The sequence below is a fragment of the Kitasatospora mediocidica KCTC 9733 genome (genome assembly GCF_000744225.1).
GTDB classification, from domain to species: Bacteria; Actinomycetota; Actinomycetes; order Streptomycetales; family Streptomycetaceae; genus Kitasatospora; species Kitasatospora mediocidica.
On the sequence record NZ_JQLN01000002.1, the window covers coordinates 1 to 24266 of the forward strand.

18 protein-coding genes and 2 rRNA genes are annotated in these 24266 nt (G+C 70.5%); 11 read left to right on the forward strand and 9 right to left on the reverse strand.

What is annotated here, in order from left to right:
- The 3 genes from BS80_RS04205 to BS80_RS04215 form a co-directional block, all read left to right on the forward strand.
- A 23S ribosomal RNA gene (locus BS80_RS04205) occupies positions 1-2922 on the forward strand; the annotation flags it as partial.
- Positions 2923-3006: 84 nt separating this feature from the next.
- Positions 3007-3123: ribosomal RNA gene (gene rrf / locus BS80_RS04210) — 5S ribosomal RNA — on the forward strand.
- Positions 3124-3349: 226 nt separating this feature from the next.
- On the forward strand, positions 3350-3934 hold the full coding sequence (locus BS80_RS04215) for a transposase (protein WP_051965974.1): 585 nt from the start codon (positions 3350-3352) through the stop codon (positions 3932-3934).
- 33 nt (positions 3935-3967) lie between these two features.
- Here the strand turns inward: BS80_RS04215 and BS80_RS04220 are convergent, their stop codons facing one another.
- The 5 genes from BS80_RS04220 to BS80_RS04240 form a co-directional block, all read right to left on the reverse strand.
- A complete protein-coding gene (locus tag BS80_RS04220; RefSeq protein ID WP_035793381.1) occupies positions 3968-5278 on the reverse strand; it encodes a DUF58 domain-containing protein in 1311 nt (436 codons plus the stop codon).
- 64 nt (positions 5279-5342) lie between these two features.
- Positions 5343-6311 (reverse strand): AAA family ATPase, encoded by a 969-nt coding sequence (locus BS80_RS04225; RefSeq protein WP_035793763.1) that lies wholly within the window; start codon positions 6309-6311, stop codon positions 5343-5345.
- A 26-nt stretch (positions 6312-6337) separates the two neighbouring features.
- Positions 6338-7540, reverse strand: a complete 1203-nt coding sequence (locus BS80_RS04230) for a DUF4350 domain-containing protein (RefSeq protein WP_035793383.1) — start codon at positions 7538-7540, stop codon at positions 6338-6340.
- A complete protein-coding gene (locus tag BS80_RS04235) occupies positions 7537-8205 on the reverse strand; it encodes a DUF4129 domain-containing protein (RefSeq protein ID WP_232246356.1) in 669 nt (222 codons plus the stop codon). The genes BS80_RS04230 and BS80_RS04235 overlap by 4 nt, the downstream gene beginning before the upstream one ends.
- Positions 8206-8210: 5 nt before the next feature.
- The gene (locus BS80_RS04240; protein WP_035793389.1) at positions 8211-9440 is read right to left on the reverse strand and encodes a DUF7544 domain-containing protein; all 1230 of its coding nucleotides are present in this window, start codon (positions 9438-9440) and stop codon (positions 8211-8213) included.
- A 238-nt stretch (positions 9441-9678) separates the two neighbouring features.
- Between BS80_RS04240 and mtrA the strand changes: the two genes are divergently transcribed.
- From mtrA to BS80_RS04255, 3 genes are all read left to right on the forward strand, one after another.
- A complete protein-coding gene (mtrA, locus tag BS80_RS04245; protein WP_035793392.1) occupies positions 9679-10356 on the forward strand; it encodes an MtrAB system response regulator MtrA in 678 nt (225 codons plus the stop codon).
- Between the two features lies 1 nt (position 10357).
- On the forward strand, positions 10358-12457 hold the full coding sequence (gene mtrB / locus BS80_RS04250; RefSeq protein WP_083974229.1) for an MtrAB system histidine kinase MtrB: 2100 nt from the start codon (positions 10358-10360) through the stop codon (positions 12455-12457).
- A 61-nt stretch (positions 12458-12518) separates the two neighbouring features.
- On the forward strand, positions 12519-14336 hold the full coding sequence (locus BS80_RS04255; RefSeq protein ID WP_157535903.1) for an LpqB family beta-propeller domain-containing protein: 1818 nt from the start codon (positions 12519-12521) through the stop codon (positions 14334-14336).
- Here BS80_RS04255 and BS80_RS04260 read toward each other — a convergent pair.
- Positions 14324-15139, reverse strand: coding sequence for a ComF family protein (locus BS80_RS04260; RefSeq protein WP_232246357.1), 816 nt, complete (start codon positions 15137-15139; stop codon positions 14324-14326). The genes BS80_RS04255 and BS80_RS04260 overlap by 13 nt on opposite strands.
- Before the next feature lie 392 nt (positions 15140-15531).
- Here BS80_RS04260 and hpf point away from each other — a divergent pair, with 392 nt between their 5' ends.
- A complete protein-coding gene (gene hpf, locus BS80_RS04265; protein ID WP_035793400.1) occupies positions 15532-16224 on the forward strand; it encodes a ribosome hibernation-promoting factor, HPF/YfiA family in 693 nt (230 codons plus the stop codon).
- Positions 16225-16410: 186 nt separating this feature from the next.
- Positions 16411-17139, forward strand: a complete 729-nt coding sequence (locus BS80_RS04270) for a response regulator (protein ID WP_035793402.1) — start codon at positions 16411-16413, stop codon at positions 17137-17139.
- 79 nt (positions 17140-17218) lie between these two features.
- Here the strand turns inward: BS80_RS04270 and BS80_RS04275 are convergent, their stop codons facing one another.
- Together BS80_RS04275 and BS80_RS04280 are read right to left on the reverse strand one after the other, a co-directional pair.
- A complete protein-coding gene (locus BS80_RS04275) occupies positions 17219-18400 on the reverse strand; it encodes a winged helix-turn-helix domain-containing protein (protein ID WP_035793404.1) in 1182 nt (393 codons plus the stop codon).
- A gap of 46 nt (positions 18401-18446) precedes the next feature.
- The gene (locus BS80_RS04280) at positions 18447-19025 is read right to left on the reverse strand and encodes a GNAT family N-acetyltransferase (RefSeq protein WP_051965978.1); all 579 of its coding nucleotides are present in this window, start codon (positions 19023-19025) and stop codon (positions 18447-18449) included.
- 224 nt (positions 19026-19249) lie between these two features.
- Here BS80_RS04280 and secA point away from each other — a divergent pair, with 224 nt between their 5' ends.
- A complete protein-coding gene (secA, locus tag BS80_RS04285; protein WP_035793406.1) occupies positions 19250-22030 on the forward strand; it encodes a preprotein translocase subunit SecA in 2781 nt (926 codons plus the stop codon).
- Positions 22031-22116: 86 nt separating this feature from the next.
- On the opposite strand, the gene BS80_RS04290 is transcribed toward secA, so the two are convergent.
- The gene (locus BS80_RS04290; RefSeq protein ID WP_051965980.1) at positions 22117-22683 is read right to left on the reverse strand and encodes an Rv3235 family protein; all 567 of its coding nucleotides are present in this window, start codon (positions 22681-22683) and stop codon (positions 22117-22119) included.
- 290 nt (positions 22684-22973) lie between these two features.
- Between BS80_RS04290 and BS80_RS04295 the strand changes: the two genes are divergently transcribed.
- Positions 22974-23483 carry a DUF6912 family protein gene (locus BS80_RS04295; protein ID WP_035793408.1) on the forward strand — a complete coding sequence of 170 codons (510 nt, stop codon included), beginning with the start codon at positions 22974-22976 and terminating at the stop codon, positions 23481-23483.
- A gap of 59 nt (positions 23484-23542) precedes the next feature.
- Positions 23543-24199: an HAD family hydrolase gene (locus BS80_RS04300; protein WP_269676091.1), complete on the forward strand. Its 657-nt coding sequence runs from the start codon at positions 23543-23545 to the stop codon at positions 24197-24199.
- Positions 24200-24266 lie beyond the last annotated feature (67 nt).

Here is a 24266-nt window from a genome sequence, read left to right on the forward strand (position 1 = left end):
ACATCTCAGTACCCTCAGGAAGAGAAAACAACCGTGATTCCGGGAGTAGTGGCGAGCGAAACCGGATGAGGCTAAACCGTATTGGTGTGATACCCGGCAGGGGTTGCCAATGCGGGGTCGTGGGAAAGTTCTTCAGTCGTCTGCCGGCGGCTGGGTGAGTCAGAAACCGTATGGGTAGTCGAAGGACATGCGAAAGGTCCGGCGTAGAGGGTAAGACCCCCGTAGACGAAATCTGTACGGCTCACTTGAGCTTCTCCCAAGTAGCACGGAGCCCGAGAAATTCCGTGTGAATCTGGCGGGACCACCCGCTAAGCCTAAATATTCCCTAGTGACCGATAGCGGATAGTACCGTGAGGGAATGGTGAAAAGTACCGCGGGAGCGGAGTGAAATAGTACCTGAAACCGTGTGCCTACAAGCCGTGGGAGCGTCGGACACCAGCTTGCTGTGTGTCTCGTGACTGCGTGCCTTTTGAAGAATGAGCCTGCGAGTTTGCGGTGTGTAGCGAGGTTAACCCGTGTGGGGTAGCCGTAGCGAAAGCGAGTCCGAATAGGGCGGTTGAGTTGCATGCCCAAGACCCGAAGCGGAGTGATCTAGCCATGGGCAGGTTGAAGCGGAGGTAAGACTTCGTGGAGGACCGAACCCACCAGGGTTGAAAACCTGGGGGATGACCTGTGGTTAGGGGTGAAAGGCCAATCAAACTCCGTGATAGCTGGTTCTCCCCGAAATGCATTTAGGTGCAGCGTCACGTGTTTCTTGCCGGAGGTAGAGCACTGGATAGGCGATGGGCCTCACCGGGTTACTGACCTTAGCCAAACTCCGAATGCCGGTAAGTGAGAGCGTGGCAGTGAGACTGTGGGGGATAAGCTCCATGGTCGAGAGGGAAACAGCCCAGAACACCGACTAAGGTCCCTAAGCGTGTGCTAAGTGGGAAAGGATGTGGAGTCGCACAGACAACCAGGAGGTTGGCTTAGAAGCAGCCATCCTTGAAAGAGTGCGTAATAGCTCACTGGTCAAGTGATTCCGCGCCGACAATGTAGCGGGGCTCAAGCACACCACCGAAGTCGTGTCATTGCAGCAATACTCCCAACGGGGGCTGTGATGGGTAGGGGAGCGTCGTGTGCCGGGTGAAGCAGCGGAGGAATCCAGTTGTGGACGGTTCACGAGTGAGAATGCAGGCATGAGTAGCGATACAAGAGTGGGAAACTCTTGCGCCGATTGACCAAGGGTTCCTGGGTCAAGCTGATCTGCCCAGGGTAAGTCGGGACCTAAGGCGAGGCCGACAGGCGTAGTCGATGGACAACGGGTTGATATTCCCGTACCCGCTTTGAAGCGCCAACGTCGAACCTCTGAATGCTAAAGCCGCGAAGCCGGCCTGGAGTCTTCGGACGAAGGGACGTGGTGGAGCCGCTGACCCAACAGGGTAGTAGGTGAGCGATGGGGTGACGCAGGAAGGTAGTCCAGCCCGGGCGGTGGTTGTCCCGGGGTAAGGGTGTAGGCCGAGTGATAGGCAAATCCGTCACTCATTGAGGCTGAGACCTGATGCCGAGCCGATTGTGGTGAAGTGGATGATCCTATGCTGTCGAGAAAAGCCTCTAGCGAGTTTCATGGCGGCCCGTACCCCAAACCGACTCAGGTGGTCAGGTAGAGAATACCGAGGCGTTCGGGTGAACTATGGTTAAGGAACTCGGCAAAATGCCCCCGTAACTTCGGGAGAAGGGGGGCCACACCTGGTGATGGAATTTACTTCCTGAGCTGGGGGTGGCCGCAGAGACCAGCGAGAAGCGACTGTTTACTAAAAACACAGGTCCGTGCGAAGCCGTAAGGCGATGTATACGGACTGACGCCTGCCCGGTGCTGGAACGTTAAGGGGACCGGTTAGTCCGACTTCGGTTGGGCGAAGCTGAGAACTTAAGCGCCAGTAAACGGCGGTGGTAACTATAACCATCCTAAGGTAGCGAAATTCCTTGTCGGGTAAGTTCCGACCTGCACGAATGGCGTAACGACTTCTCGACTGTCTCAACCATAGGCCCGGTGAAATTGCATTACGAGTAAAGATGCTCGTTTCGCGCAGCAGGACGGAAAGACCCCGGGACCTTTACTATAGCTTGATATTGGTGTTCGGTTCGGCTTGTGTAGGATAGGTGGGAGACTGTGAAGCGGCAACGCCAGTTGTCGTGGAGTCGACGTTGAAATACCACTCTGGTCGTGCTGGATGTCTAACCTAGGTCCGTGATCCGGATCAGGGACAGTGTCTGGTGGGTAGTTTAACTGGGGCGGTTGCCTCCTAAAGAGTAACGGAGGCGCCCAAAGGTTCCCTCAGCCTGGTTGGCAATCAGGTGTTGAGTGTAAGTGCACAAGGGAGCTTGACTGTGAGACCGACGGGTCGAGCAGGTGCGAAAGCAGGGACTAGTGATCCGGCGGTGGCTTGTGGAAGCGCCGTCGCTCAACGGATAAAAGGTACCCCGGGGATAACAGGCTGATCTTCCCCAAGAGTCCATATCGACGGGATGGTTTGGCACCTCGATGTCGGCTCGTCGCATCCTGGGGCTGGAGTAGGTCCCAAGGGTTGGGCTGTTCGCCCATTAAAGCGGTACGCGAGCTGGGTTTAGAACGTCGTGAGACAGTTCGGTCCCTATCCGCTGTGCGCGTAGGAATATTGAGAAGGGCTGTCCCTAGTACGAGAGGACCGGGACGGACGAACCTCTGGTGTGCCAGTTGTCCTGCCAAGGGCATGGCTGGTTGGCTACGTTCGGGAGGGATAACCGCTGAAAGCATCTAAGCGGGAAGCCTGCTTCGAGATGAGTATTCCCACCTCCTTGAGAGGGTAAGGCTCCCAGTAGACGACTGGGTTGATAGGCCGGATGTGGAAGCCCAGTAATGGGTGGAGCTGACCGGTACTAATAGGCCGAGGGCTTGTCCTCAGTTGCTCGCGTCCACTGTGTTGTTCTGAAACAACGACCCCATCCCGTGGCCATGGGGTGGTGCGGTTGACAGTTTCATAGTGTTTCGGTGGTCATAGCGTGAGGGAAACGCCCGGTTACATTCCGAACCCGGAAGCTAAGCCTCACAGCGCCGATGGTACTGCAGGGGGGACCCTGTGGGAGAGTAGGACGCCGCCGAACAATCATTCCAGATAACCCCCATCCGAGAAATCGGATGGGGGTTATCTGCGTTTCCGGACCATCCGGGCCATCCGGACCGGCGTCCGCAGCGCCGCCGGGGCCGGCTTGGTCGTGGAACACCCGCTGCCCGGCATACGATCGGGGTATGGCAAGACCAGGTCCTAAGGCCCGCCCCGAACCCCAGCCGCGTATCGAGCCCTTCAGCTTGTCGACCGACCCCTTTGTGATGGAGACGTCGCACGAGGTGGCCGGGATGTACCTGGCCCCGCCCGAGCGCGTGCTCGCGCTGCACGTGGACGCTGAGACGGTGCTTCGTCCCAAGCTCCGTGACGCGTTGCAGGAGCTGCGCGACGAGCCGCTGCCGCCGACCGTCAACGCACTGCTGACGAGTCTCGACACCACGACCGAGAAGGTGCTCGGGACGCTGCACCGTCGTCGGCGCGGGGTGGAGTTCCGCCGCTTCCTGACCCAGCTGGACAGTCAGCTGCCGGAGGTCGGTGAGATCCACCTGATCTGCGACAACTACTTCACGCACAAGTCGCCGACGGTGATGAACTGGCTTCGCGCCCACCCGAGGGTCACGATGCACTTCGCGCCGACCGAGGATGCCTGGCTCGCGTACGTCGAGCGGTGGTTCGCCTACCAGGCGGCGCGCGAGGCGTTCCACGGGGACAAGTCGTCGGCGGCCGCGCTCTCCAAGGGCATCTCCGACTGGCTGCGGGACAACCGCGAGGAGCAGCCGGAGAGCGCGGAGTCCGAGAGCGAGACCGAGACCGGGCGTGCGCACGTCTGGATCAAGCCGGGGCGTTGAGCCCCGACTTGATCGGTCGGTCGCTGGGCCAGGTCAGAGGCGCCCGGCGGCCTTGAGCGCGAGGTAGGCGTCGGCCAGGGCCGGCGGCAACGCGGCCGGTGGGGCGTCCAGGACGGTCGCGCCGTGCCGGGTGAGCCGGTCCGCGACGGTGCGTCGGTCGGCCCGGGTCTGTTCGGCAGCAGCCGCGCCGTAGACGGCGGGCAGCGTGCCGCGGCCAGCGGCGAGCGTCTCCAGGTGGGGGTCGGCCACCGCGGCCACTACAACCTCGTGGCGCTGGGTGAGGCGGGGGAGCAGCGGCACCAGCCCCTCCTCCGCCGAGCCGGTGTCCAGGCCGGTCAGCAGGACGATCAGGGAGCGTCGCGGGGCGAGCCGTAGGGCAGCGGCGGTCAGCGCGCGCAGGTCGGTCTCGATCAGGGCCGGCTCCAGCACCGCCATCGCGTTGGTGAACGCCGGCAGCACCTCGGCCGCCGACCGGCCCAGCACGGCGCCACGTCGGCGCAGGTCGTGGGCGAGCAGGTCGACCCGGTCACCCGCCTTGGTGGCGAGCGCGGTGAGCAGCAGCGCGGCGTCGAGTGCCGCGTCCAGGCGGGGGGCGTCGCCGACCCGGCCGGCCGAGGTGCGGCCGGTGTCCAGCACGATGAGGATGTGCCGATCGCGCTCGGGCCGCCAGGTCCGGACGGCGACGGTGTGCCGTCGTGCGCTGGCCCGCCAGTCGATCGAGCGCACGTCGTCGCCGGGCAGGTACTCCCGCAGGCTGTCGAACTCGGTGCCCTGTCCGCGCGTCAACAGCGAGGTGCGGCCGTCCAGTTCGCGCAGTCGGGCGAGCCGGGAGGGCAGGTGCTTGCGGCTGGTGAAGGGGGGCAGGGCCCGCAGCGTCCACGGGACGTCGTGCGATCCCTGACGCCCCACCAGGCCGAGCGGGCCAAGCGAACGGATCGTCACCCGGCGGGCGTGCTGGTCGCCGCGCCGGGTCGGCGTGAGGCGGGTGGTGACCCGGCGCCGCTCGCCGGGCGGGACGCGCAGGCGGTGGCGGGAGGCGGAGAGTTCGGTGCCGGGCGCGAAGGCGGACGGCGCCCAGGCGTCGCGCAGGGCAGCCCGCAGCGGGCGTCCCGAGGGGTTGACGACGGTCAGCGTGATGTCGGCGTCCGCCCCGAGCCGGACCGAGGTGTCGCCTTCCCGGGTGAGGCCGAGGCTGCGCACCGGCGCGGCGAGCAGCAGGTCCGCCAGGATCGCGATGAGCAGCGGTACGCCTACCACCGCGATGCCCAGCCAGGAGGGCAGCAGGAGTCCCACCACCAACGCGCCGAGTGCGGCGAGCAGGGCAGTGCGGCCGGTGAGGGCCATGACGGACTCCTAGAGCGAGTAGTGCGAGTTGAGCGATCAGGGCGAGGCTTGCGGGCCCGGCGGGTCAGCGCGGGGCGGGGGTCTGCGCCAGGACGGCCTGAATGACCGAGTCGGCGGTGACACCCTCCATCTCGGCCTCGGCCCGCAGCTGGACGCGGTGTCGCAGGGTCGGTAGGGCGAGTGCCTTGACGTCGTCGGGCGTCACGTAGTCGCGGCCGGCCAGCCAGGCCCAGGCCCGGGCGGTGGCGAGCAGCGCGGTGGCGCCGCGCGGGGAGACGCCGATGGAGAGCGACGGCGACTGCCGGGTGGCCCGGCACAGGTCGACGATGTAGGCCAGCACCTCGGGCGAGACGGTCAGCTCGGCGATGGCCTCGCGGGCGGCCGCCACATCGGCGGGGCCGGCCACCGGGCGTACCCCGGCGGCGTGCAGGTCGCGCGGGTCGAAGCCGGCCGCGTGCCTTGTGAGCACCTGGAACTCCTGCTCACGGGTCGGCAGCGGGAGGATCAACTTGAGCAGGAAGCGGTCGAGTTGGGCCTCGGGCAGGGGGTAGGTGCCCTCGTACTCCAGTGGGTTCTGGGTCGCCGCCACGAGGAACGGGACGGGCAGCGGGCGCGCCGCGCCGTCCACCGTGACCTGGTGCTCCTCCATGGCCTCCAGCAGCGAGGCCTGGGTCTTGGGCGGGGTCCGGTTGATCTCGTCGGCGAGCAGCAGGTTCGTGAAGACCGGGCCGGGCTGGAAGGAGAACTCCGCTGTGCGGGCGTCGTAGACCAGTGAGCCGGTGACGTCGCCGGGCATCAGGTCGGGCGTGAACTGGATGCGCTTGGTCTCCAGGCTCAGGGCGGTGGAGAGGGTGCGGACCAGCAGCGTCTTCGCCACGCCGGGGACGCCTTCGAGCAGGACGTGGCCGCCGCACAGCAGGGCGACCACCAGGCCGGTGACGGCGGCGTCCTGGCCGACCACGGCCTTGCCGATCTCGGCGCGCAGCGCGGTCAGCGCCTGCCGGGGGTCGGACTGCGCGGCGGCGCTGTCCACAGGGGCCGCGGGGGCGGACTGCTCGGTCACGGCTGTCGTACCTGCCTTTCCAGGGCATCGAGGTCGTCGGCGAGCCGCAGCAGTGCGGCGTCGTCGGTGGGGGGCGGACCGTACAGCAGGGCGTGCGGCCCGCCGGGGTCGCGCTGGTCCGTGGGGCGGCGCTCCAGCCGGTCGGTGAGGGCGGTGAGCAGCGCGCTGCCGTCCGGTTCGCCGGCCGTCACCGGCACGCCGAGGACGGGGGCGAGCCGGTGACGGGCGGCCCGGCGCAGGCTTTCGGCAGCCTGTGCACGGGCCTTGGCCCGCTGGTAGAGCCGGGCGCGGCCCTCGGTGGTCTCGGCGGCGCGCACGACCACCGGGAGTTCCTCGCTGACCACCGGGCCGAGCCGGCGGGCCCGCCAGAGCGCTGCCAGCACGGCCGCCACGGCCAACTGGAGGGCGCCCCAGGACCAGCCGGCCGGGATCAGGTCGGTGAAGCTCCGCTGTCCGTCCTGCTGCGGCACGCTGTTGTAGTCCGGCAGGTACCAGGTGAGCCGGGGCTGCGCGCCGAGCAGCCCGAGCGCGAGCGAGGCGTTGCCGTCCTGGGCCAGGGCCTGGTTGCTGAGGAAGCGTCCGGAGCCGAGCACGATCACCTGGGTGCCGCCGCTGCCGTTGGCCGCCGCGAGCGCCGGGAGGCCCTCACGCGGGTAGCAGCCGGTGGCGTCGGCGCCGAGGCGGTAGAGCTGCCCGCCGAGCTCGGCGCTGCCGGCCCGCTGGGCATCGGGGAGCGGGCAGTCGGGCGCGGTGCTGGCGGACGCGATGCTCAGCGGGACGCCGACGGCCTGGGCCGGGTGCACCTCGGGGGCGAGGACGCCGAGCGCGCTCTCGCCCGGGTCGATCAGTACCAGCCGCCGGTGCCCGGCGGCGGCCAGGCCGCGGAGTTGGTCCGCGGTCAGCAGATCGGGCAGCGGCAGCAGGACGGTGTCGTCTGCGGGGGACGCGTCCAGGGCGGCGGGGCTGTCCACGGGGTTGACGGTGACGCCCTGCTGGCGGAGCAGCTGCGCGGTCGCCCGGGCGCCGTCCGGGTCGGCGGAGCGCGGGTCGAGCGGCGGGTAGCCGCCGCTGTCGCCCAGGCCGCCGATCAGCAGGGCGGCCAGCAGCACGACCGCCGCGCCGATCAGGAACCAGCGTGAGCGGCGCCAGAGTTGGCCGAGGCTCGGGGTGCGGGTGGTGGACCCGGGGACGGTCGTCATGCCGGGCCTCCCGCGGTGGGTGCGGCGGGGCGGGTGCGTTCCAGCAGGCTGTCCAGGTCGGCCAGCAGCTGGTAGTCGGCGCGTTCGGCGGCGCGGTCGCCGAACGCGACGTCGTCGAAGCAGCGGGCGGCCGCGTGCAGGGCGGCGGCGTGCTCGGGGAGGAACCGACCGGCCTCTGCGGCGGCCTCGTCCGCGGTGCGGCCGGGGCGGGCGTCGAGCAGGGCGCGCTCCTCCAGCGCGCGGATCAGCGCGCGCATCTGCTCCCGTACCGCCTGGAGCCAGTCGCCGGCCTCGGCGTGCCCGCGGGCCGCCGCGCGGTGCTGGGCGGCGGTGCGCGGACCGTCGGCGGTGAAGAGCGCCGCAGTGGTGCGTGCGGCGCGTCCCGGGCGGCCCAGCCGCCACCACAGGGCGGCGCCGATCAGCACGGCGATCACCACGAAGAAGACCAGGCCGGTGCCGCCGCTGTCGGCGGCGGAGCCTACCGAGCCGAGCAGCCGGTCCAGCTGGTCCCAGAGCCAGTCGCTGACCCGCTGCAGCAGGCTCGGGTCGTGCCGGTGGTACGCCGGGTCGAGCAGCTCGTTGCGGGCCGCGTCACGCGCCGGATCGCGCGGCACCGTCACCGGGCTGCCGGCAGCCGCCAGCGCCCGTTCCCCCCAGCTGGGCACGGCGATCAGACCCCGGTGGGCGGTGCGGGCCGGTCGGCGCTGCCGTACTCCGCCAGGCCGGCCGCGCGGGCCAGTTCGATGTCCAGCGCCTCGCGGCGGATCCGCTGGTCGACGTAGAGCAACACGCTGATGCCGGCCGTGACCGGGTAGCTCAACAGCGAGCCGAGGATGGCGCCGACGGTCGTGATGACCAGGGCCGCGAGGGACGTGGTGCCGGAGCCGCCGCCGAATGCGGTCAGCGGCGAGCCGCCGACGACGGCGGAGAGCACGCCGAACGGGATCGCGACCATGTCCGAGAGCAGCATGGTGAGCAGGTAGCCGAGCAGCGTCACCCCGAGGATCCGCCACCAGGAACCGCGCACCAGCCGCCGGGAGCGCGCCAGGGCGGCGAGGACGCCCTGCTTCTCCAGCATCAGCGCGGGCGCCGACAGGCTGAGTCGGATGCCCGCCCAGATCGACACGAGGAACCCGGCGAACAGCACGGGGAAGCCGATCACGACGGCGATCGGGGTGGCGCCGCCGACCGCCAGCGCGACGACGAGCGGGATGGCGGAGACGGCCACGATGCCGCCCACGATCAGCGGCACCAGCAGGCTGACACCCAGCAGCTTCCCGAGCTGCGGGCGGGCGGCCCGCCAGGCCGGGCCGAGGGTGATCGACTCACCGACGATGGCCTTGCTGATCACCATGGTCAGCAGCGCGGTGAGCAGCAGGCCGGCCAGCAGGTCCAGGACGATGGCCGCGGCGAAGGCGATGATCGCCGTCGCGCCGGAGTCGCTGGAGCGGGTGTACCAGGTCACGGCGGACAGTGTGGTGTTGGTCAGGACCGCGACGACCAGCGAGAGCCCGAGGACGGTGCGCCAGTACTTGCGGACGGTGGAGATCGAGCCGTCCAGGATCTCGCCGACGCTCAGCGGCCGCAGCGGGATGATCCCGGGTTTCGGGCTCGGCGGCGGGCCCCAGCCGGGGAACGGGCTGCCGGGGCGCTGCCCCCAGCCTTGCTGCTGCGCGGCTCCCCAGGCCTGCGGCGCGCTCCAGCCCTGCTGCTGGGGGAGCTGCGGGGCGCCGTAGGGCGCGCCGGCGTACGGCGGCGGGGTGGGGCGGTCGGTGGGCTGACCGGGCTCGGAGGAGGCCGACGTACCGTCCGGCCCGGCAGGATTCGCGGCCGGCGGCCGGGTGTCCTCGGGCTCGGGGGCGGACGAGCTGGGGGAGACCCAGCCCGGAGTGTCGGTCATCACTGCTCCTCGGCGCGGGGCGGTGCCCCAGGATGGTGGTGTGGCGCGTTCGTGCCGCCCATCGTGCCATGGTGGCGAGAGGCACCCCAGGGGTGCCTGGTTGCTGATCGACAACGGAGTCGGCAGGACCGGTCGAGTGGGGAGTTTGGGTGGATATGGACGGTCTCGGCGGAGTGGCGGCAGGGAAATTGGCACTGCTGTGCGCCAGGTCACAATCGGGTAATGAGAGGATGGGCGCATGAAAGGTCGCGTCCTCGTCGTAGATGACGACACCGCACTCGCCGAGATGCTCGGCATTGTGCTGCGTGGTGAGGGTTTTGAACCGTTTTTCGTCGCCGATGGGGACAAGGCGCTTGCCGTCTTCCGGGAGACCAAGCCGGACCTGGTCCTGCTCGACCTGATGCTGCCCGGACGGGACGGCATCGACGTCGCGCGCCAGATCAGGGCGGAGTCCGGCGTGCCCATCGTGATGCTCACCGCCAAGACCGACACGGTCGACATCGTGGTGGGCCTGGAGTCGGGCGCCGACGACTACGTGGTCAAGCCCTTCAAGCCGAAGGAGCTGGTGGCCCGGGTCCGCGCCCGGCTGCGCCGGGCCGAGGAGCCCACCCCCGAGCAGCTCACCATCGGTGACCTGGTCATCGACGTGGCCGGGCACTCCGTGAAGCGGGACGGCCGGGGCATCCCGCTGACCCCGCTGGAGTTCGACCTGCTGGTCGCGCTCGCCCGCAAGCCCTGGCAGGTGTTCACCCGCGAGGTGCTGCTGGAGCAGGTCTGGGGCTACCGCCACGCTGCGGACACCCGCCTGGTGAACGTGCACGTCCAGCGTCTGCGGTCCAAGATCGAGAAGGACCCGGAGCGCCCGGAGATCGTGGTCACCGTCCGCGGTGTCGGCTACAAGGCCGGGCCCAGCTGACGTGACGCACGATGTCCCCTCCTCCCCGACCGGCCGGACGGCCGGCGGGGAGGACAGCCCCGCGGCGTCCCCCTACCGTCGGATACCGGTCTCGGTGTTCGGGCTCTTCGCCCGTCAGCTGCGCCGGCCGGTCAACCGGGTGTCGGCGCTGTACCGGCGCTCCATCCAGCTGCGGGTGGTGGCCGCCACGCTGCTGCTGTCGGTCGCCCTGGTCCTGGTGCTGGGCATCGTGGTGATGGCGCAGGTCCGGACCGGGCTGCTGACGGCCAAGGAGCACGCGGCCCAGGGGCAGGCACGTGGTGGGTTCACCATCGCCCAGCAGCAGAGCGACCAGCTGGCCGACGCCCGTGCCAAGAGCGGGACCACGGCCGACCCCAGCCCCGACGAGACGGGGACCTGGCTGACCAACCAGGTCGCCAGCCTGGCCAGCGGCGGGCAGGGCGTCTACTCGGTGGTCGGGCTGGTGCAGTCCACCGACCAGAGCGCCGTCAGCAGTTCGGCGCTGAGTCTGGCCCGGGTCAGCGGGGACGTCACGCTCGGCAGCATCTCCACCCGCCTGCAGGACGACGTCGCCAAGGATCCCGGCGTGCCGCAGCAGCAGGCCACGGTGATCCACCGCAAGTCCAGCTCCGGTCAGGTCACCTCGGAGCGCGGACTGGTGATCGGCGAGCAGCTGCGCGGTCCGCAGCACACCGACTACCAGCTCTACTTCGCCTTCTCCTTCGCCCAGGAGGACAAGACCCTCGGCCTGGCCGCCGGAACCCTGGCGACGGCGGGCCTCTTCATCGTCGCGCTGCTCGGCGGCATCGCCTGGCTGGTCGTCCGCCAGGTGGTCACGCCGGTCCGGATGGCGGCCGTGATCGCCGAACGGCTCGCCGACGGGCACCTGGAAGAGCGGATGAAGGTCACCGGGACGGATGACATCGCCCGGCTCGGCGAGTCCTTCAACCGGATGGGCGGGGCGCTGCAGACCCAGATCCGCCAGCTGGAGGAGCTCTCCCGGGTGCAGCGGCGGTTCGTCTCGGACGTCTCGCACGAGCTGCGCACACCGCTGACCACCGTGCGGATGGCCGCCGACCTGATCTACGACAGCCGCGAGGACCTGGACCCGATGGCGGCCCGCTCGGCGGAGCTGCTGCAGGGCCAGCTGGACCGTTTCGAGTCGCTGCTCGCCGACCTGCTGGAGATCAGCAGGTTCGACGCCGGGGCCGCGATCCTGGACGCCGAACCGGTGGACCTGCGCGACATCGTGGCCCGGGTGGTCGAGTCGGCGGACCCGCTGGCCCGGCTCAAGGGCAGCGCGGTGCTGCTGCGCGGTGCCGAGGAGCCGGTGGTCGCCGAGGTCGACTCGCGCCGGATCGAGCGGATCATGCGCAATCTCGTGGTGAACGCGTTGGAGCACGGCGAGGGCCGCGACCTGGTGATCCAGTTCGGCTCGGCCGGCGGCGCCGTCGCGGTCGGTGTCCGGGACTACGGCATCGGGCTCAAGCCCGGCGAGGCCTCCCGGGTCTTCCACCGCTTCTGGCGGGCGGACCCGTCCCGGGTGCGCACCACCGGCGGGACCGGCCTCGGGCTCTCCATCGCCGTCGAGGACGCGCATCTGCACGGCGGGTGGTTGCAGGCCTGGGGCGAGCCCGGTGGCGGCTCGCACTTCCGGTTGACCCTGCCGCGCACCCGCGGCGGCGAGATCGGCCGCGCGCCGTTCCGCCTGGAGCCGGAGGACTCGCGCTACAACCGCGGGCTGCGGGCCCAGGGCACGCCGTACCAGCGGGCGGTGCGGCCGTCCGGGGCGACGGCGCTGACCGCCACCGGTGAGCCGACGGTGATTCCGGAGACCCCCGGCGGGCTCGGCGGCGGGCTCGGCCCGGGGCTGGGCGGCGTGCTGAGCATCGGCCCGGGGCTCGGCCCCCGGGTGCTGCCCAAGGGACCGGCCGCAGACCCCTCGGACGTCCGGGCGGCGGCCTCGGGGTACCGTGCGGGCGGTGCCCACGTGGTCGTCGACCGTGCGCATCACCAGCCGTCCGGCGGTGCGTCCGGGGCGTCCGGGGCGTCCACGTCAGGAAGTACGGAGGGGGCACAGAGTGGGGACCAGCAGGATTAGGCCCGCCGTCCGGGGGGTCTGGGCCGTGGTGACCGTGCTGCTCGCGGCAGGGTGCGCCACCATGCCGGACAGCGGCGATCCGCAGCGGGTCGACCCGGTGCAGGACGCCGGCGGTGACAACGGCGTGCAGGTCAGGGTGATCCCGGTGCCGCCCCGGGACGGGCTGCTGCCCCGCGAGGTGCTGCAGAACTTCCTGGACGCCTCGATCGCCGACGAGCGCAACTACACCACCGCTCAGCAGTACCTGACCCCGGACGCGGTCAAGAAGTGGCACCCGGCCGACGGCGTGGTGGTCCTGCGGAACACCACGCCCGGGAACCCCGTCGCGGTCGCCGACACCCAGAGCACCCAGATATCGATCAAGTCCTCGGAGATCGGGCAGCTCGACGGCAAGCACACCTTCACAGCGGTCCAGGACGCGCCCTACGAGGCCGCCTTCACCCTGGTCAACGTCGCCAAGGATGCCGGTGGCAAGGACAGTTCGGCCAAGGCGGAGTGGCGGATCGACGACCTGCCGGACCAGCTGATCCTCAACCAGACCAACTTCGGCAACACCTTCCAGCAGGTCGACCGGTACTTCTACACCACCCCCGACCCGAGCGTCACCGGGGCGCAGCAGCAGGTCCTGGTGCCGGACCCGATCTACCTGCGGCGCCGGATAGACCCGGCCAGCGCTGCGGCCAACGCCCTGGCCGATGGCCCCTCCGACTGGTTGACGCCGGCGGTCCACTCCGCGTTCGGCCACACCAGGATCACCGGCCCGGTGTCCGGGGACGACCCGCGCAATCCGAGGGTGCCGCTCGACGGTGCCGACCTCGGCGGCGGCGCGTGCCAACAGATAGCGGCCCAGCTCTACTTCACCCTGGCCAGCCAGGGCGGCAGCGGCTCGATCGACCAGGTGACGCTCACCGGTCGGCGCGGAGCCGTGCTCTGCCAGCTCTCCTCCGGCCAGGCGCGGGTGTCGTCGTACGCGCCCGGCGCGCTGGCGGGCGGGGCCGGCGGCGCCACCCCGGCCTACTTCCGTCGCCCGGACAACGGTGACCTGATGCGGATGCCCGGCCAGGACTCCACCGCCGCCGTCGCCGGACCGCTCGGAGCGCCGCACCTGCCCGCCGAGCTGGCCCCGACAGCCCAGCACCTGGTGGGAGCGTTCGCGGTCCGGCGCGACAACAAGTTCGCCGCCGTGGTCAGCGCGGACGGCAGGTCGCTGTACCAGGTCGGCCTGACGGACAGTGACAAGCTCGGTCAGCCGGTGGCGGTCAGTGGCGCCACGACTCCCGGCCAGGGTTTCGCCTCACCCAGTTGGGACGGCTACGGCGGACTCTGGGTGGTGGACCGGAACCCGGCGGCGCCCGCCGTCCTGCTGATCCGGGGCGGGCAGACCCGCATCGTGGCCACCATGGACATCCCCGCGGGGCGCACGGTGGACGGGATCCGGCTCTCCTCGGACGGCACCCGGGCGGCGTTGCTGCTCAAGGACGGCACCGGGGCGACGAGCCTGTGGCTCGGCCTGGTGACCCACTCCGGTACGGCCCAGGCGCCCGCGGTGGAGATCGGCGCGGTGCGCCAGCTCGCCCCGCAGCTGTCGGACGTCGTCTCGGTCTCCTGGGCCGACACCGACCTGCTGCTGGTGCTCGGCAAGGAGCTCGACAGCATCACGCAGCTGCACTACGTGGGCACGGACGGGTCGCAGATCGTCGCGACGCCGTTGCAGGCGGTGGACGGCATGACGGCGGTGGCCGCGTCGGAGTCCCGCACGGACCCGGTGCTCGCGGACTCGCAGGACCAGGACCACACCATCTACGGGCTGAGCGGCAACGCGCAGTGGCAGTGGCGGGCCTACACGAAGAACGGGGTCCAGCCGACCTATCCGGGCTGACGACGCCGGTGGACGGCGTTCGGCACGCCGCCCGCCCGGCGGACGGTGGCGGCGATCGTCGCCGCCGCGAGGGGCGGTGCGCCCGCGGTGGCCAGGGCCCGGGCCGCCTCGGTGAGACTGGCTCCGGTGGTGACCAGATCGTCGACCACGATGATCTGACGGCCGGCCAGCCGGGAGTGGAACCGCGCCGGGACGCTCAGCGCGCCGTGCAGATTGCGGTGCCGGGCGGCGGCGCCCAGCCCGGCCTGGTCGGCGACCCGACGGGACGGGCGCAGCGCCGGCCCGACCCTGCAGGGCCGTCCGGAACGGTTCAACTCCCGTGCGGCGCAGCGGGCCAGGCGCAGCATCGGATCGTGGCCGCGGGCCCGCACGGCCGCCCGGGCCGACGGGACGGGGACCAGCAGGATCTCGCCAGGGAGCGCGGCGCGGTGCGGCGCGCGGTCGAGAGCGGCGGCGTCGAGCGGTGCACTGTCGAGCAGAGCGGCATCGAGCGGTGCGCTGTCACGAGCTGCGATGGCGGGGCCGACGGCGTCGAGGGCCGAGCCGACCGCCGCGGCGAGGACGGCGCCCAACGGTCCGGCCAGCCGCAGTGCGCCGCGCTCCTTGTGCGCGAGCAGCAGTCGCCGCACCGGATCGCCGTAGACCGCGCAGGAGTGCACCGGTGGCAGACCCGCGGGAGCCGGACTCGGACCGGCCCGCCGCCCGCGCAGGCCGACCAGCAGCTCGCGGCAGGCGGGACAGAGTTGGCCGCCGACCTCGGCGCCACAACCGGCACACGGCGCGGGCAGCACAAGATCGAGCAATGCGTGCAGTGGAGACGTCAGCAGGGTGATGGGACACCTCCCGGCGGCTCGCGAGCGGCTGTGGGTGAGCCCATCGTGGGCCGTCTGGGCGGAGTTGTCCAGATATTTACCGCCACTTCACTCGATTGAGGGTAGACAGGGGGGAACAGCTGTCCGGCCGACTCAACTCCGCCTATGGTCCGCTGGGGAGGCGAAAAGCCCGCCCGGGGTGTCTGATGAGGCTCCCGGGGGTTTCAAGCGTCCCTGGTGGGGAGGAAGTGGAGTGAGGGCCCAGCTCGCAACGCCGTTCGCGGCCAGTGCGGGGCCGGCGACAGGTTGGCTGGTCAGGCTGGGTCTCAGCCCGGTCCGGTAGGACACCGGGCCGGCGACAGCACGAGGGATCGGAGTTCTGCGTGGACATCGTCGTCAAGGGCCGCAAGACCGAGGTGCCCAAGAGGTTCCGCGAGCACGTGGCCGAGAAGCTGGAGAAGGTCCAGAAGTTCGACGGCAAGGTGATCAGCCTCGACGTCGAGGTGTCCAAGGAACACAACCCGCGCCAGGCCGACCGGTCCGAGCGCGTGGAGATCACCGTCCGCACCCGTGGACCGGTGATCCGGGCCGAGGCCTCTGCCGCCGATCCGTACGCGGCGCTCGATCTGGCCTCGGCGAAGCTCGACGCGCAGCTGCGCAAGTCCGCCGACCGCCGCCGCGTGCACCACGGGGCGCGCACCACGCCGCTCAGCGTCGCCGAGGCGACCGCGCGGATCGCGGCCCTGCCCGGTACGGCGACCGCCGAGGAGCTGGCTGAACCGCCGGTGCGCAAGTCGAAGGCCGGCCCGCTGGACGTGGAGGGCGACGGACCGCTGGTGGTCCGTGAGAAGACGCACGGCGCCTCGCCGATGACCCTCGATCAGGCGCTCTTCGAGATGGAGCTGGTCGGTCACGACTTCTACCTGTTCGTGGAGAAGGACAGTGGTCAGCCCAGCGTCGTCTACCGGCGGCACGGCTACGACTACGGCGTGATCCACCTGCAGACCGACGGCCTGGCGCCCGACGGCGAGGTCGGCGGCGCGGGCGGCGCGATCAACGTGCCCGGCGAACGCTGACGGCACACCCCCCATCCATCGCTGATCCCGGCGGCCGGCCCCGTGCCGGCCGCCGGGCCCGTGTCGGTCCGTGTCGGTGTCCGTGTCCACCCGTCCGGGGGACCGGGAAGATCGACGGGTCGGACCGGCTCCGTGGGCCGTGGAATGATGAAGCCCACAGTGACCGGTGATCGGGAGGGGCAGCCGATGGGGGAGCAGTTCGACAGGGGAGGGGGCGAGAGTTCGCAGCCCGAGTACGTGCCACGGGGCGGTGAACCGATCAGGGTGCTGGTCGTGGACGACCACGCGCTGTTCCGGCGGGGGCTGGAGATCGTCCTCGCCGAGGAGCAGGACATCCTGGTCGTCGGGGAGGCCGGGGACGGTGCGGAGGCGGTGCTCAAGGCCGCCGACCTGCTGCCGGACATCATCCTGATGGACGTCCGGATGCCGCGTCGCAGCGGTATCGAGGCCTGCACCTCGATCAAGGAGGTGGCCCCCAGCACCAAGATCATCATGTTGACGATAAGCGATGAGGAGGCCGACCTCTACGAGGCGATCAAGGCCGGTGCCACCGGCTACCTGCTCAAGGAGATCTCCACCGACGAGGTGGCCACCGCCATCCGGGCGGTCGCCGACGGCCAGTCGCAGATCAGTCCGTCGATGGCGTCCAAGCTGCTCACCGAGTTCAAGTCGATGATCCAGCGGCGTGCCGACGACCGGGACCTGGTCCCCGCGCCGCGGCTGACCGACCGCGAGCTCGAAGTGCTCAAACTGGTGGCCACCGGCATGAACAACCGGGAGATCGCCAAGGAGCTCTTCATCAGCGAGAACACCGTGAAGAATCACGTCCGCAACATCCTGGAGAAGCTGCAGCTGCACTCCCGGATGGAGGCCGTGGTCTACGCGATGCGGGAGAAGATCCTCGAAATAGGCTGAGTCCGGCCTCGGCGGGGGCCGAGGCGGGGAGGGGAGACCCGGATTCGGGGGCTGCCGGGCCGCCGTCCGCCGCAGGCGTTCAGTCGGCCAGCAGGCGCTCCAGGGCGGGCCGCAGCGTGTCGTCGTCCAGTGCCTCCACGCGGACCGCCGTGCAGCCCACCCAGTCGGCCGCCTCGCGCAGCGCCTGGGCCAGCGCGGGCAGTTGCCTGCGGTCGGTCAGCGAGATCTGACGAGCCACCAGGGTGCGCCCCTCGCGGGCCGGGTCGACCCGGCCGATCAGCCGCCCGCCGGCCAGCACCGGCATCGCGAAGTATCCGTGCACCCGCTTGTGCCGCGGGGTGTACGCCTCCAGGCGGTGCGCCATCCCGAAGATCCGCTCGGTCCGGGCGCGGTCCCAGATCAGCGAGTCGAACGGGGAGAGCAGGGTGGTGCGGTGCCGCCCGCGCGGCTCGCTCGCCAGTGCCGCGGGATCCGCCCAGGCCGCCACCGGGGCCGGCCCCCAGCCCGCGACCGTCACCGGCAGCAGACCGCAGTCGGCCAGCACCGCGTCCACCTGCTCGACCTTGAGCCGGTGATAGTCCGTCAGATCGGTGCGGGTGGCGACCCCGAGCGCCTCCCCGGCCTGCCGGACCAGCTTGGTGAGGCACTCCAGGTCGCTCGGGTCCTGGGCGTAGAGCTCGGCCGGGACGGCCAGCTCGGCCAGCTCGTAGACCCGCTTCCAGCTGCGCCGGTCGGTGCAGACCACGTCGCCGAAGGCGAGGGCCCGCTCCACGGCCATCTTGGTCTCGGACCAGTCCCACCACTCGGAGGTCTTCTTGGCGCCGCCGAGTTCGGTGGAGGTCAGCGGCCCCTCGGCGCGCAGCCGGTCCAGCACCTGCCGGTACGCCTGCGGGCTGACCTGGTGTCCCCAGTGGTGGCCCTTCGCGCGGTAGGCGCGGCGCCGGAAGGCGAACAGCGGCCACTCCTCGACGGGCAGCAGGCAGGCCGCGTGCGACCAGTACTCGAAGGTGGTCTCCGAGCCCCAGTACGCCCCCTCGACGGCCGGACGGCCCACCGCCCCCAGCCGCGCGTACGGCACCAGCTCGTGCGAGCGGGCCAGCACCGAGATGGTGTCCAGCTGGACCGCGCCGAGCCGGCGCAGCATGCCGCGGACCCCGGCGCGCCGGTCGGGCGCGCCGAGCAGGCCCTGGGCGCGCAGGGCGATCCTGCGCGCCTCGTCGGCGGTGAGGGTGAGGGCTGGCGTCGGCTGTGCGGCGGTCATGCCGGGCAGCGTAGACCCGGGCACCGACAGCGGGCCGACCGGCCGGCTACGGCTCCAGATCGCCGGGGAGCAGTGAGCCCATCCAGGAGTCCCGGAAGACGCCGCGCTGCTCGGCGTAGGAGCGCAGGGTGCCCTCGATGGTGAAGCCGGCGCGCCGGGCGACCGCGAGCGAGGGTTCGTTGCCGACGTAGGCCACCCATTCGAGTCGGCGGACCTGGCGCTCGGTGAAGGCCCAGCGGGCCAGTGCGAGCATCGCCTCGACGGTGTAGCCGCGACCGCGGGTCTCCTTGGACGTCCAGAAGCCCACCTCCGCCACGCCCGGCCTGCGGGCGACCAGCGCCTGGGTGCCGACCAGGACGCCGGTGTCCTTCTCCAGCACGCACCAGACCAGGTTGGCGCCGCTCTGCAGTCCGTCCGGGGCGAGCCGGTGCACGAAATACTCGGCGTCCGCGCGCCGGTAGGGCGACGGGACGACCGTCCAGTGCTGGATGTCGGCGTCCTGGCAGGCGGCGGCGATCGCGTCGACGTCCTCGGCGAGGGGCGCGCGCAGCAGCAGGCGCTCGGTCTCCAGGGTGGGCAGAACGGTCTCGGAACCCTCGGTGGGGGGCAGGATCGTGTACGGCATGAGGTGAGTATTACCGCCGGGGAAGGTAAGGGGAACGGACTTTCCGTGTCCGATTTGTGATGATAGCGACGGCTATTGGGCGATCCGCTCCTACGAGTGACACGGGAATGGCGTGCTGACGCACCTCCCGGGGGGTTGGACTCCTCGCATACGATGGCCCGTGCGGTGGGGTGGACCCCACCGTGCAGTCGTCCAGAGCCGATCCAGGCAAGGAGCCCGCTCAAGTGTCCGTCTTCGACAAGATTCTGCGCGCAGGCGAAGGCAAGATCCTTCGCAAGCTGCAGCGGATTGCCGCCCAGGTCAACTCCATCGAAGAGGACTTCGTCAACCTCACGGACGACGAGCTGCGTGCGCTGACCGACGAGTACAAGTCGCGCCTCGCCGACGGCGAGAGCCTGGACGGCATCCTCCCCGAGGCGTTCGCCACCGTTCGTGAGGCGGCCAAGCGGGTGCTCGGCCAGCGCCACTACGACGTCCAGATCATGGGTGGCGCCGCTCTTCACCTCGGCCACGTCGCCGAGATGCGCACCGGCGAGGGCAAGACCCTGGTCGGCACGCTGCCGGCGTACCTGAACGCGCTGACCGGCAAGGGCGTGCACCTGATCACGGTCAACGACTACCTCGCCGAGCGTGACTCGGAGTGGATGGGCCGGGTGCACCGCTTCCTCGGCCTCGAGGTCGGCGTGATCCTCGGCAACATGTCGCCCGCCGAGCGCAAGCGCCAGTACGCGATGGACATCACGTACGGCACCAACAACGAGTTCGGCTTCGACTACCTGCGCGACAACATGGCGTGGTCGCAGGAGGAGTTGGTCCAGCGCGGCCACAACTTCGCGATCGTCGACGAGGTCGACTCGATCCTGATCGACGAGGCCCGTACGCCGCTGATCATCTCCGGCCCGGCCGACCAGGCGACCAAGTGGTACGCCGACTTCGCCAAGCTGGTGCAGCGCCTCAAGCGCGACCGTGACTACGAGGTCGACGAGAAGAAGCGCACGGTCGGCGTGCTGGAGGACGGTGTCACCCGGGTCGAGGACTACCTGGGCATCGACAACCTCTACGAGTCGGTGAACACCCCGCTCGTCGGGTTCCTGAACAACGCCATCAAGGCCAAGGAGCTCTACAAGAACGACAAGGACTACGTCGTCATGAACGGCGAGGTCATGATCGTTGACGAGCACACCGGCCGTATCCTGGCCGGCCGTCGCTACAACGAGGGCATGCACCAGGCGATCGAGGCCAAGGAGGGGGTGGAGGTCCAGAACGAGAACCAGACGCTGGCCACCATCACCCTGCAGAACTTCTTCCGCCTGTACAGCAAGCTCTCCGGCATGACCGGTACGGCCACCACCGAGGCCGCCGAGTTCCACCAGATCTACAAGCTCGGCGTCGTCCCGATCCCGACCAACCGGGACCCGCGGCGGATCGACCAGCCCGACCTGATCTACAAGTCCGAGCCGGCCAAGTTCGCCGCCGTGGTCGAGGACATCGCCGAGAAGCACGAGAAGGGCCAGCCGGTCCTGGTCGGCACGGTCTCGGTCGAGAAGTCCGAGTACCTCTCCCAGGAGCTGCGCAAGCGCGGCATTCCGCACGAGGTGCTGAACGCCAAGCACCACGAGCGCGAGGCGCAGATCGTCGCGCAGGCCGGCCGCAAGGGCGCCGTCACGGTCGCCACCAACATGGCCGGCCGTGGCACCGACATCATGCTCGGCGGAAACCCGGACCACCTGGCCACTGCCGAGCTGGCCCAGCGCGGGCTCAACCCGGAGGACACCCCGGAGGAGTACGAGGCCGCGTTCCCGGAGGCGCTGGAGAAGGCCAAGGGCGCCGTGAAGGCGGAGCAGCAGGAGGTGCAGGACATCGGTGGCCTGTACGTCCTCGGCACCGAGCGCCACGAGTCGCGTCGGATCGACAACCAGCTGCGCGGCCGCTCCGGCCGTCAGGGCGACCCGGGCGAGTCCCGTTTCTACCTCTCGCTCGGCGACGACCTGATGCGCCTGTTCAAGGCCGGCATGGTCGAGCGCGTCCTGTCGATGGCCAACGTGCCGGAGGACGTGCCGATCGAGTCGAAGATGGTCACCCGCGCCATCGCCTCGGCACAGAGCCAGGTCGAGCAGCAGAACTTCGAGATCCGCAAGAACGTCCTGAAGTACGACGAGGTGCTGAGCCGCCAGCGCGAGGTCATCTACGGCGAGCGCCGTCGCGTCCTGGAGGGCGAGGACCTGCAGGAGCAGATCGGCCACTTCATGGACGACACCGTCGAGGCGTACGTCAGCGCCGCGACCGGTGAGGGCTTCGAGGACGACTGGGACCTCGAGAAGCTCTGGACCGCCCTGAAGCAGCTCTACCCGCTCACCCTGGAGCTGGACACGCTGGAGGAGGAGGCCGGCGGTTCGGGTCTGACCTCCGAGTTCCTCACCCAGACGATCAAGGAAGACATCCAGGCGCAGTACGGCGCGCGCGAGGACCAGCTCGGCGAGCAGGTCATGCGCGAGCTGGAGCGCCGGGTCGTCCTCTCGGTGCTGGACCGCCGTTGGCGCGAGCACCTCTACGAGATGGACTACCTCCAGGAGGGCATCGGCCTGCGGGCGATGGCGCAGCGCGACCCGCTGGTCGAGTACCAGCGCGAGGGCTTCGACATGTTCAGCGCCATGATGGAGGGCATCAAGGAGGAGTCCGTCGGCTACCTGTTCAACCTGGAGGTCCAGGTCGAGCAGCAGGTCGAGGAGGTCCCGCTGCCCGAGGACGCCATCACGCTGGAGAAGGACGACTTCCGTCCGGTCCCGCAGATCGGCCAGATCAAGGCCAAGGGCCTGGAGGCTCCGGCCCGCCAGAAGCTGCACTACACCGCTCCGTCGGTGGACGGCGACGAGACGGTCATCGAGGGCGACTTCGAGGGCTCCTACGACGACGACGCGGACGGCGAGGACGAGGGCGACGGCCTCACCCGCGCCGAGCGCCGCAAGGCCGCGAAGTCGACGAAGGGCCGCCGCCGCAAGGCCTGACCCGGCACGGCAGAGGTACGCGACAGGGCGTCGTTCCGGCTCGGCCGGGGCGGCGCCCTGCCGCATGCGGGCGTACCGGTGGGCGGTCATCGCGCGTCCACGGCGGCGCACTGCCACTGCTCGGTGCCGCGGTGCTGTTCGAGGCGGAACGCCACCATGTGGTGCCGCGGGCCGAACTCGACCCGGACGCAGACCTCCAGCGCGCCCGGGCCGGGCGCGTAGTCGTGCACCGGGCCCAACAACGGCCGGGCGCCGCCGGTGCGGCGGCGCAGTGGGCCGCCGTGCACCAGGTGGGCGAGCTGGCGGTAGCCGTCGTGGGTGGTGTGCCGGGTCAGCTGGCCGGCCGGGCGGACCCCGGTGAGCACCTCGACCAGCCGCAGCGCGAACCGGGCGGCGAGTTCGGACCCGCCGCCCTGCGCGGGTGCGCAGGCCGAGCGCGGGTGGCGCGGCCGCCGTTGCGGTGCGCCGTGGTGCGCCCGGACGGGCGGTGCGTGGCAGCTGCCCGACCGGGGCGGCGCGCCCGGCGCCTGGGCGTGGTCGGCGAGCGGGCCAGTGAGCGGGTCGGTGTGCGGGTCGGTGAGCGGACCGGCCGCGAAGGGCAGGATCTGTGGCGGGACGGTCTCCGGGCGGGTCGCGGTCAGGGTCTCGGGCATGGTTGGTACCCCCGGGCTCGGGTCGATGCTGTCGGTCCCCTTGCTATCGGCGCCGGGCCAGGGCCCTCAAGGGCTTTGCAGGGCCCCACCCGGGGGTCGCCCGGACGGCGGCTTGACACCGCCCCGGGCCCGGCCGGACAGCCTTTCCCACCGCCGTACGGCCGCCGCGCGGACGATCGCGGTGCGCTCGAAGGGGTACACGCACGCAGCGCCCGGGGTGATCGCGCGGGCCGTATTCTGTGGAGGTCTGCAGCAACTGCGGATCCCTCAGGAAGCGGAGTGTGCCCCCGATGCGTGTCTACGTGCCCACCACCCTGGCCGATCTGGCCGCGGCGCACCCGGACGGCGCGTTGGAGCAGTCCGCGGCGTACGCCGTGACGCCCGCGCTGCGCGAGTGGTACGTCAGCGACGACCTGGAGGAGCTGGAGTACGCCGCCCTCGTCCGGGCCGCGCAGTCCTCGCTGCGCCTGTTGGCCGCCGCGCCCACCGCGCCGCGCCGCCGGGTGGTGGTGGCCCTGGACGCCCCGGACGCCTCGGTGCGGCCCTTCGACGGCGACGAGTACCAGGACCAGGCCTCGCTCGGCCGGGTCACCCTGGCCGGCCCGGTCAGGCTGGCCAAGATCGCCGCCGTGCACGCGGACGTCGCCGACCAGGAGGTGGCCGACGACGTGGCGGCCGCCGCCGAGGCGATCGGCAAGGCGGACGCGGGCGACGACGACGCCCAGTTCACCGTGGACGGCGCCGAGGACCACGAGCTGCTCTGGTACGCCACCCAGGAGATCGCCGCGCTGCTGTCGTGACACCCACAGTCCGGTCACCCGCTACTTCGTTGTCAGTGTCGGGCGCTACCGTGCCTCGGGTGCGAACTCATATCGTCTGGGACTGGAACGGAACGCTCTTTCACGACATGGAGGCGGTGCTCGGTGCGAGCAACGCCGCCTTCGCGACGGTCGGGGCGGCTCCGCTGACGCTGGAGCGGTACCGGGAGCTCTACGAGATCCCGATCCCGCGCTTCTACCAGCGCGCGCTCGGCTTCCAGCCGAGCAGCGCCGAGTGGGAGCGGTTGGACGCCGCCTTCCAGGAGCGCTACGCGCAGCTCTCCGGCGGCTGCGGCCTCACCGACGGTGCCGTCGGCCTGCTCAGCGGCTGGGCGGCCGAGGGCGGCACCCAGTCGCTGCTGTCGATGTACGAGCACGAGCGGCTGGTCCCGATGGTGCACGGCCTGGGGATAGCGACCCACTTCGTGCGGGTGGACGGCCGCACCGGCCCCTCGCACGGCCAGAAGGCCGCCTCACTGGTCCGCCACCTGGCCGCGCTGGGCCCGCAGGTCGACCCGGCCCGGACGGTCCTGATCGGCGACGCGGCCGACGACGCGCTGGCGGCGCTGGAGGTCGGCGCGCGCGCCGTGCTCTACACCGGCGGGTCGCACACCCGCGCGAACCTGGAACCGGTCGGTGTCCCCGTGGTGGACAGCCTGGCGGAGGCCGTCGAGCTGGCGCGCCGGCTCACCGTCTGAGCACGGGATCACAGCCTGAACCGTGTGTCGACCCGGGCCGATCACCGCCGGAGTGGTCAATCTGGAT

Excerpts from the sequence above, each read along its gene's own strand:
- BS80_RS04220 (WP_035793381.1), bottom strand. The coding sequence starts at position 5,278 with ATGGCCCTCACCGGCCGCACTGCCCTGCTCGCCGCACTCGGCGCGTTG.
- BS80_RS04255 (WP_157535903.1), top strand. The coding sequence starts at position 12,519 with ATGCCGGACAGCGGCGATCCGCAGCGGGTCGACCCGGTGCAGGACGCC.
- BS80_RS04295 (WP_035793408.1), top strand. The coding sequence starts at position 22,974 with ATGCGTGTCTACGTGCCCACCACCCTGGCCGATCTGGCCGCGGCGCAC.
- BS80_RS04230 (WP_035793383.1), bottom strand. The coding sequence starts at position 7,540 with ATGACGACCGTCCCCGGGTCCACCACCCGCACCCCGAGCCTCGGCCAA.
- BS80_RS04275 (WP_035793404.1), bottom strand. The coding sequence starts at position 18,400 with ATGACCGCCGCACAGCCGACGCCAGCCCTCACCCTCACCGCCGACGAG.
- mtrA (WP_035793392.1), top strand. The coding sequence starts at position 9,679 with ATGAAAGGTCGCGTCCTCGTCGTAGATGACGACACCGCACTCGCCGAG.
- BS80_RS04270 (WP_035793402.1), top strand. The coding sequence starts at position 16,411 with ATGGGGGAGCAGTTCGACAGGGGAGGGGGCGAGAGTTCGCAGCCCGAG.
- BS80_RS04290 (WP_051965980.1), bottom strand. The coding sequence starts at position 22,683 with ATGCCCGAGACCCTGACCGCGACCCGCCCGGAGACCGTCCCGCCACAG.
- BS80_RS04280 (WP_051965978.1), bottom strand. The coding sequence starts at position 19,025 with ATGCCGTACACGATCCTGCCCCCCACCGAGGGTTCCGAGACCGTTCTG.
- BS80_RS04215 (WP_051965974.1), top strand. The coding sequence starts at position 3,350 with ATGGAGACGTCGCACGAGGTGGCCGGGATGTACCTGGCCCCGCCCGAG.
- BS80_RS04240 (WP_035793389.1), bottom strand. The coding sequence starts at position 9,440 with ATGACCGACACTCCGGGCTGGGTCTCCCCCAGCTCGTCCGCCCCCGAG.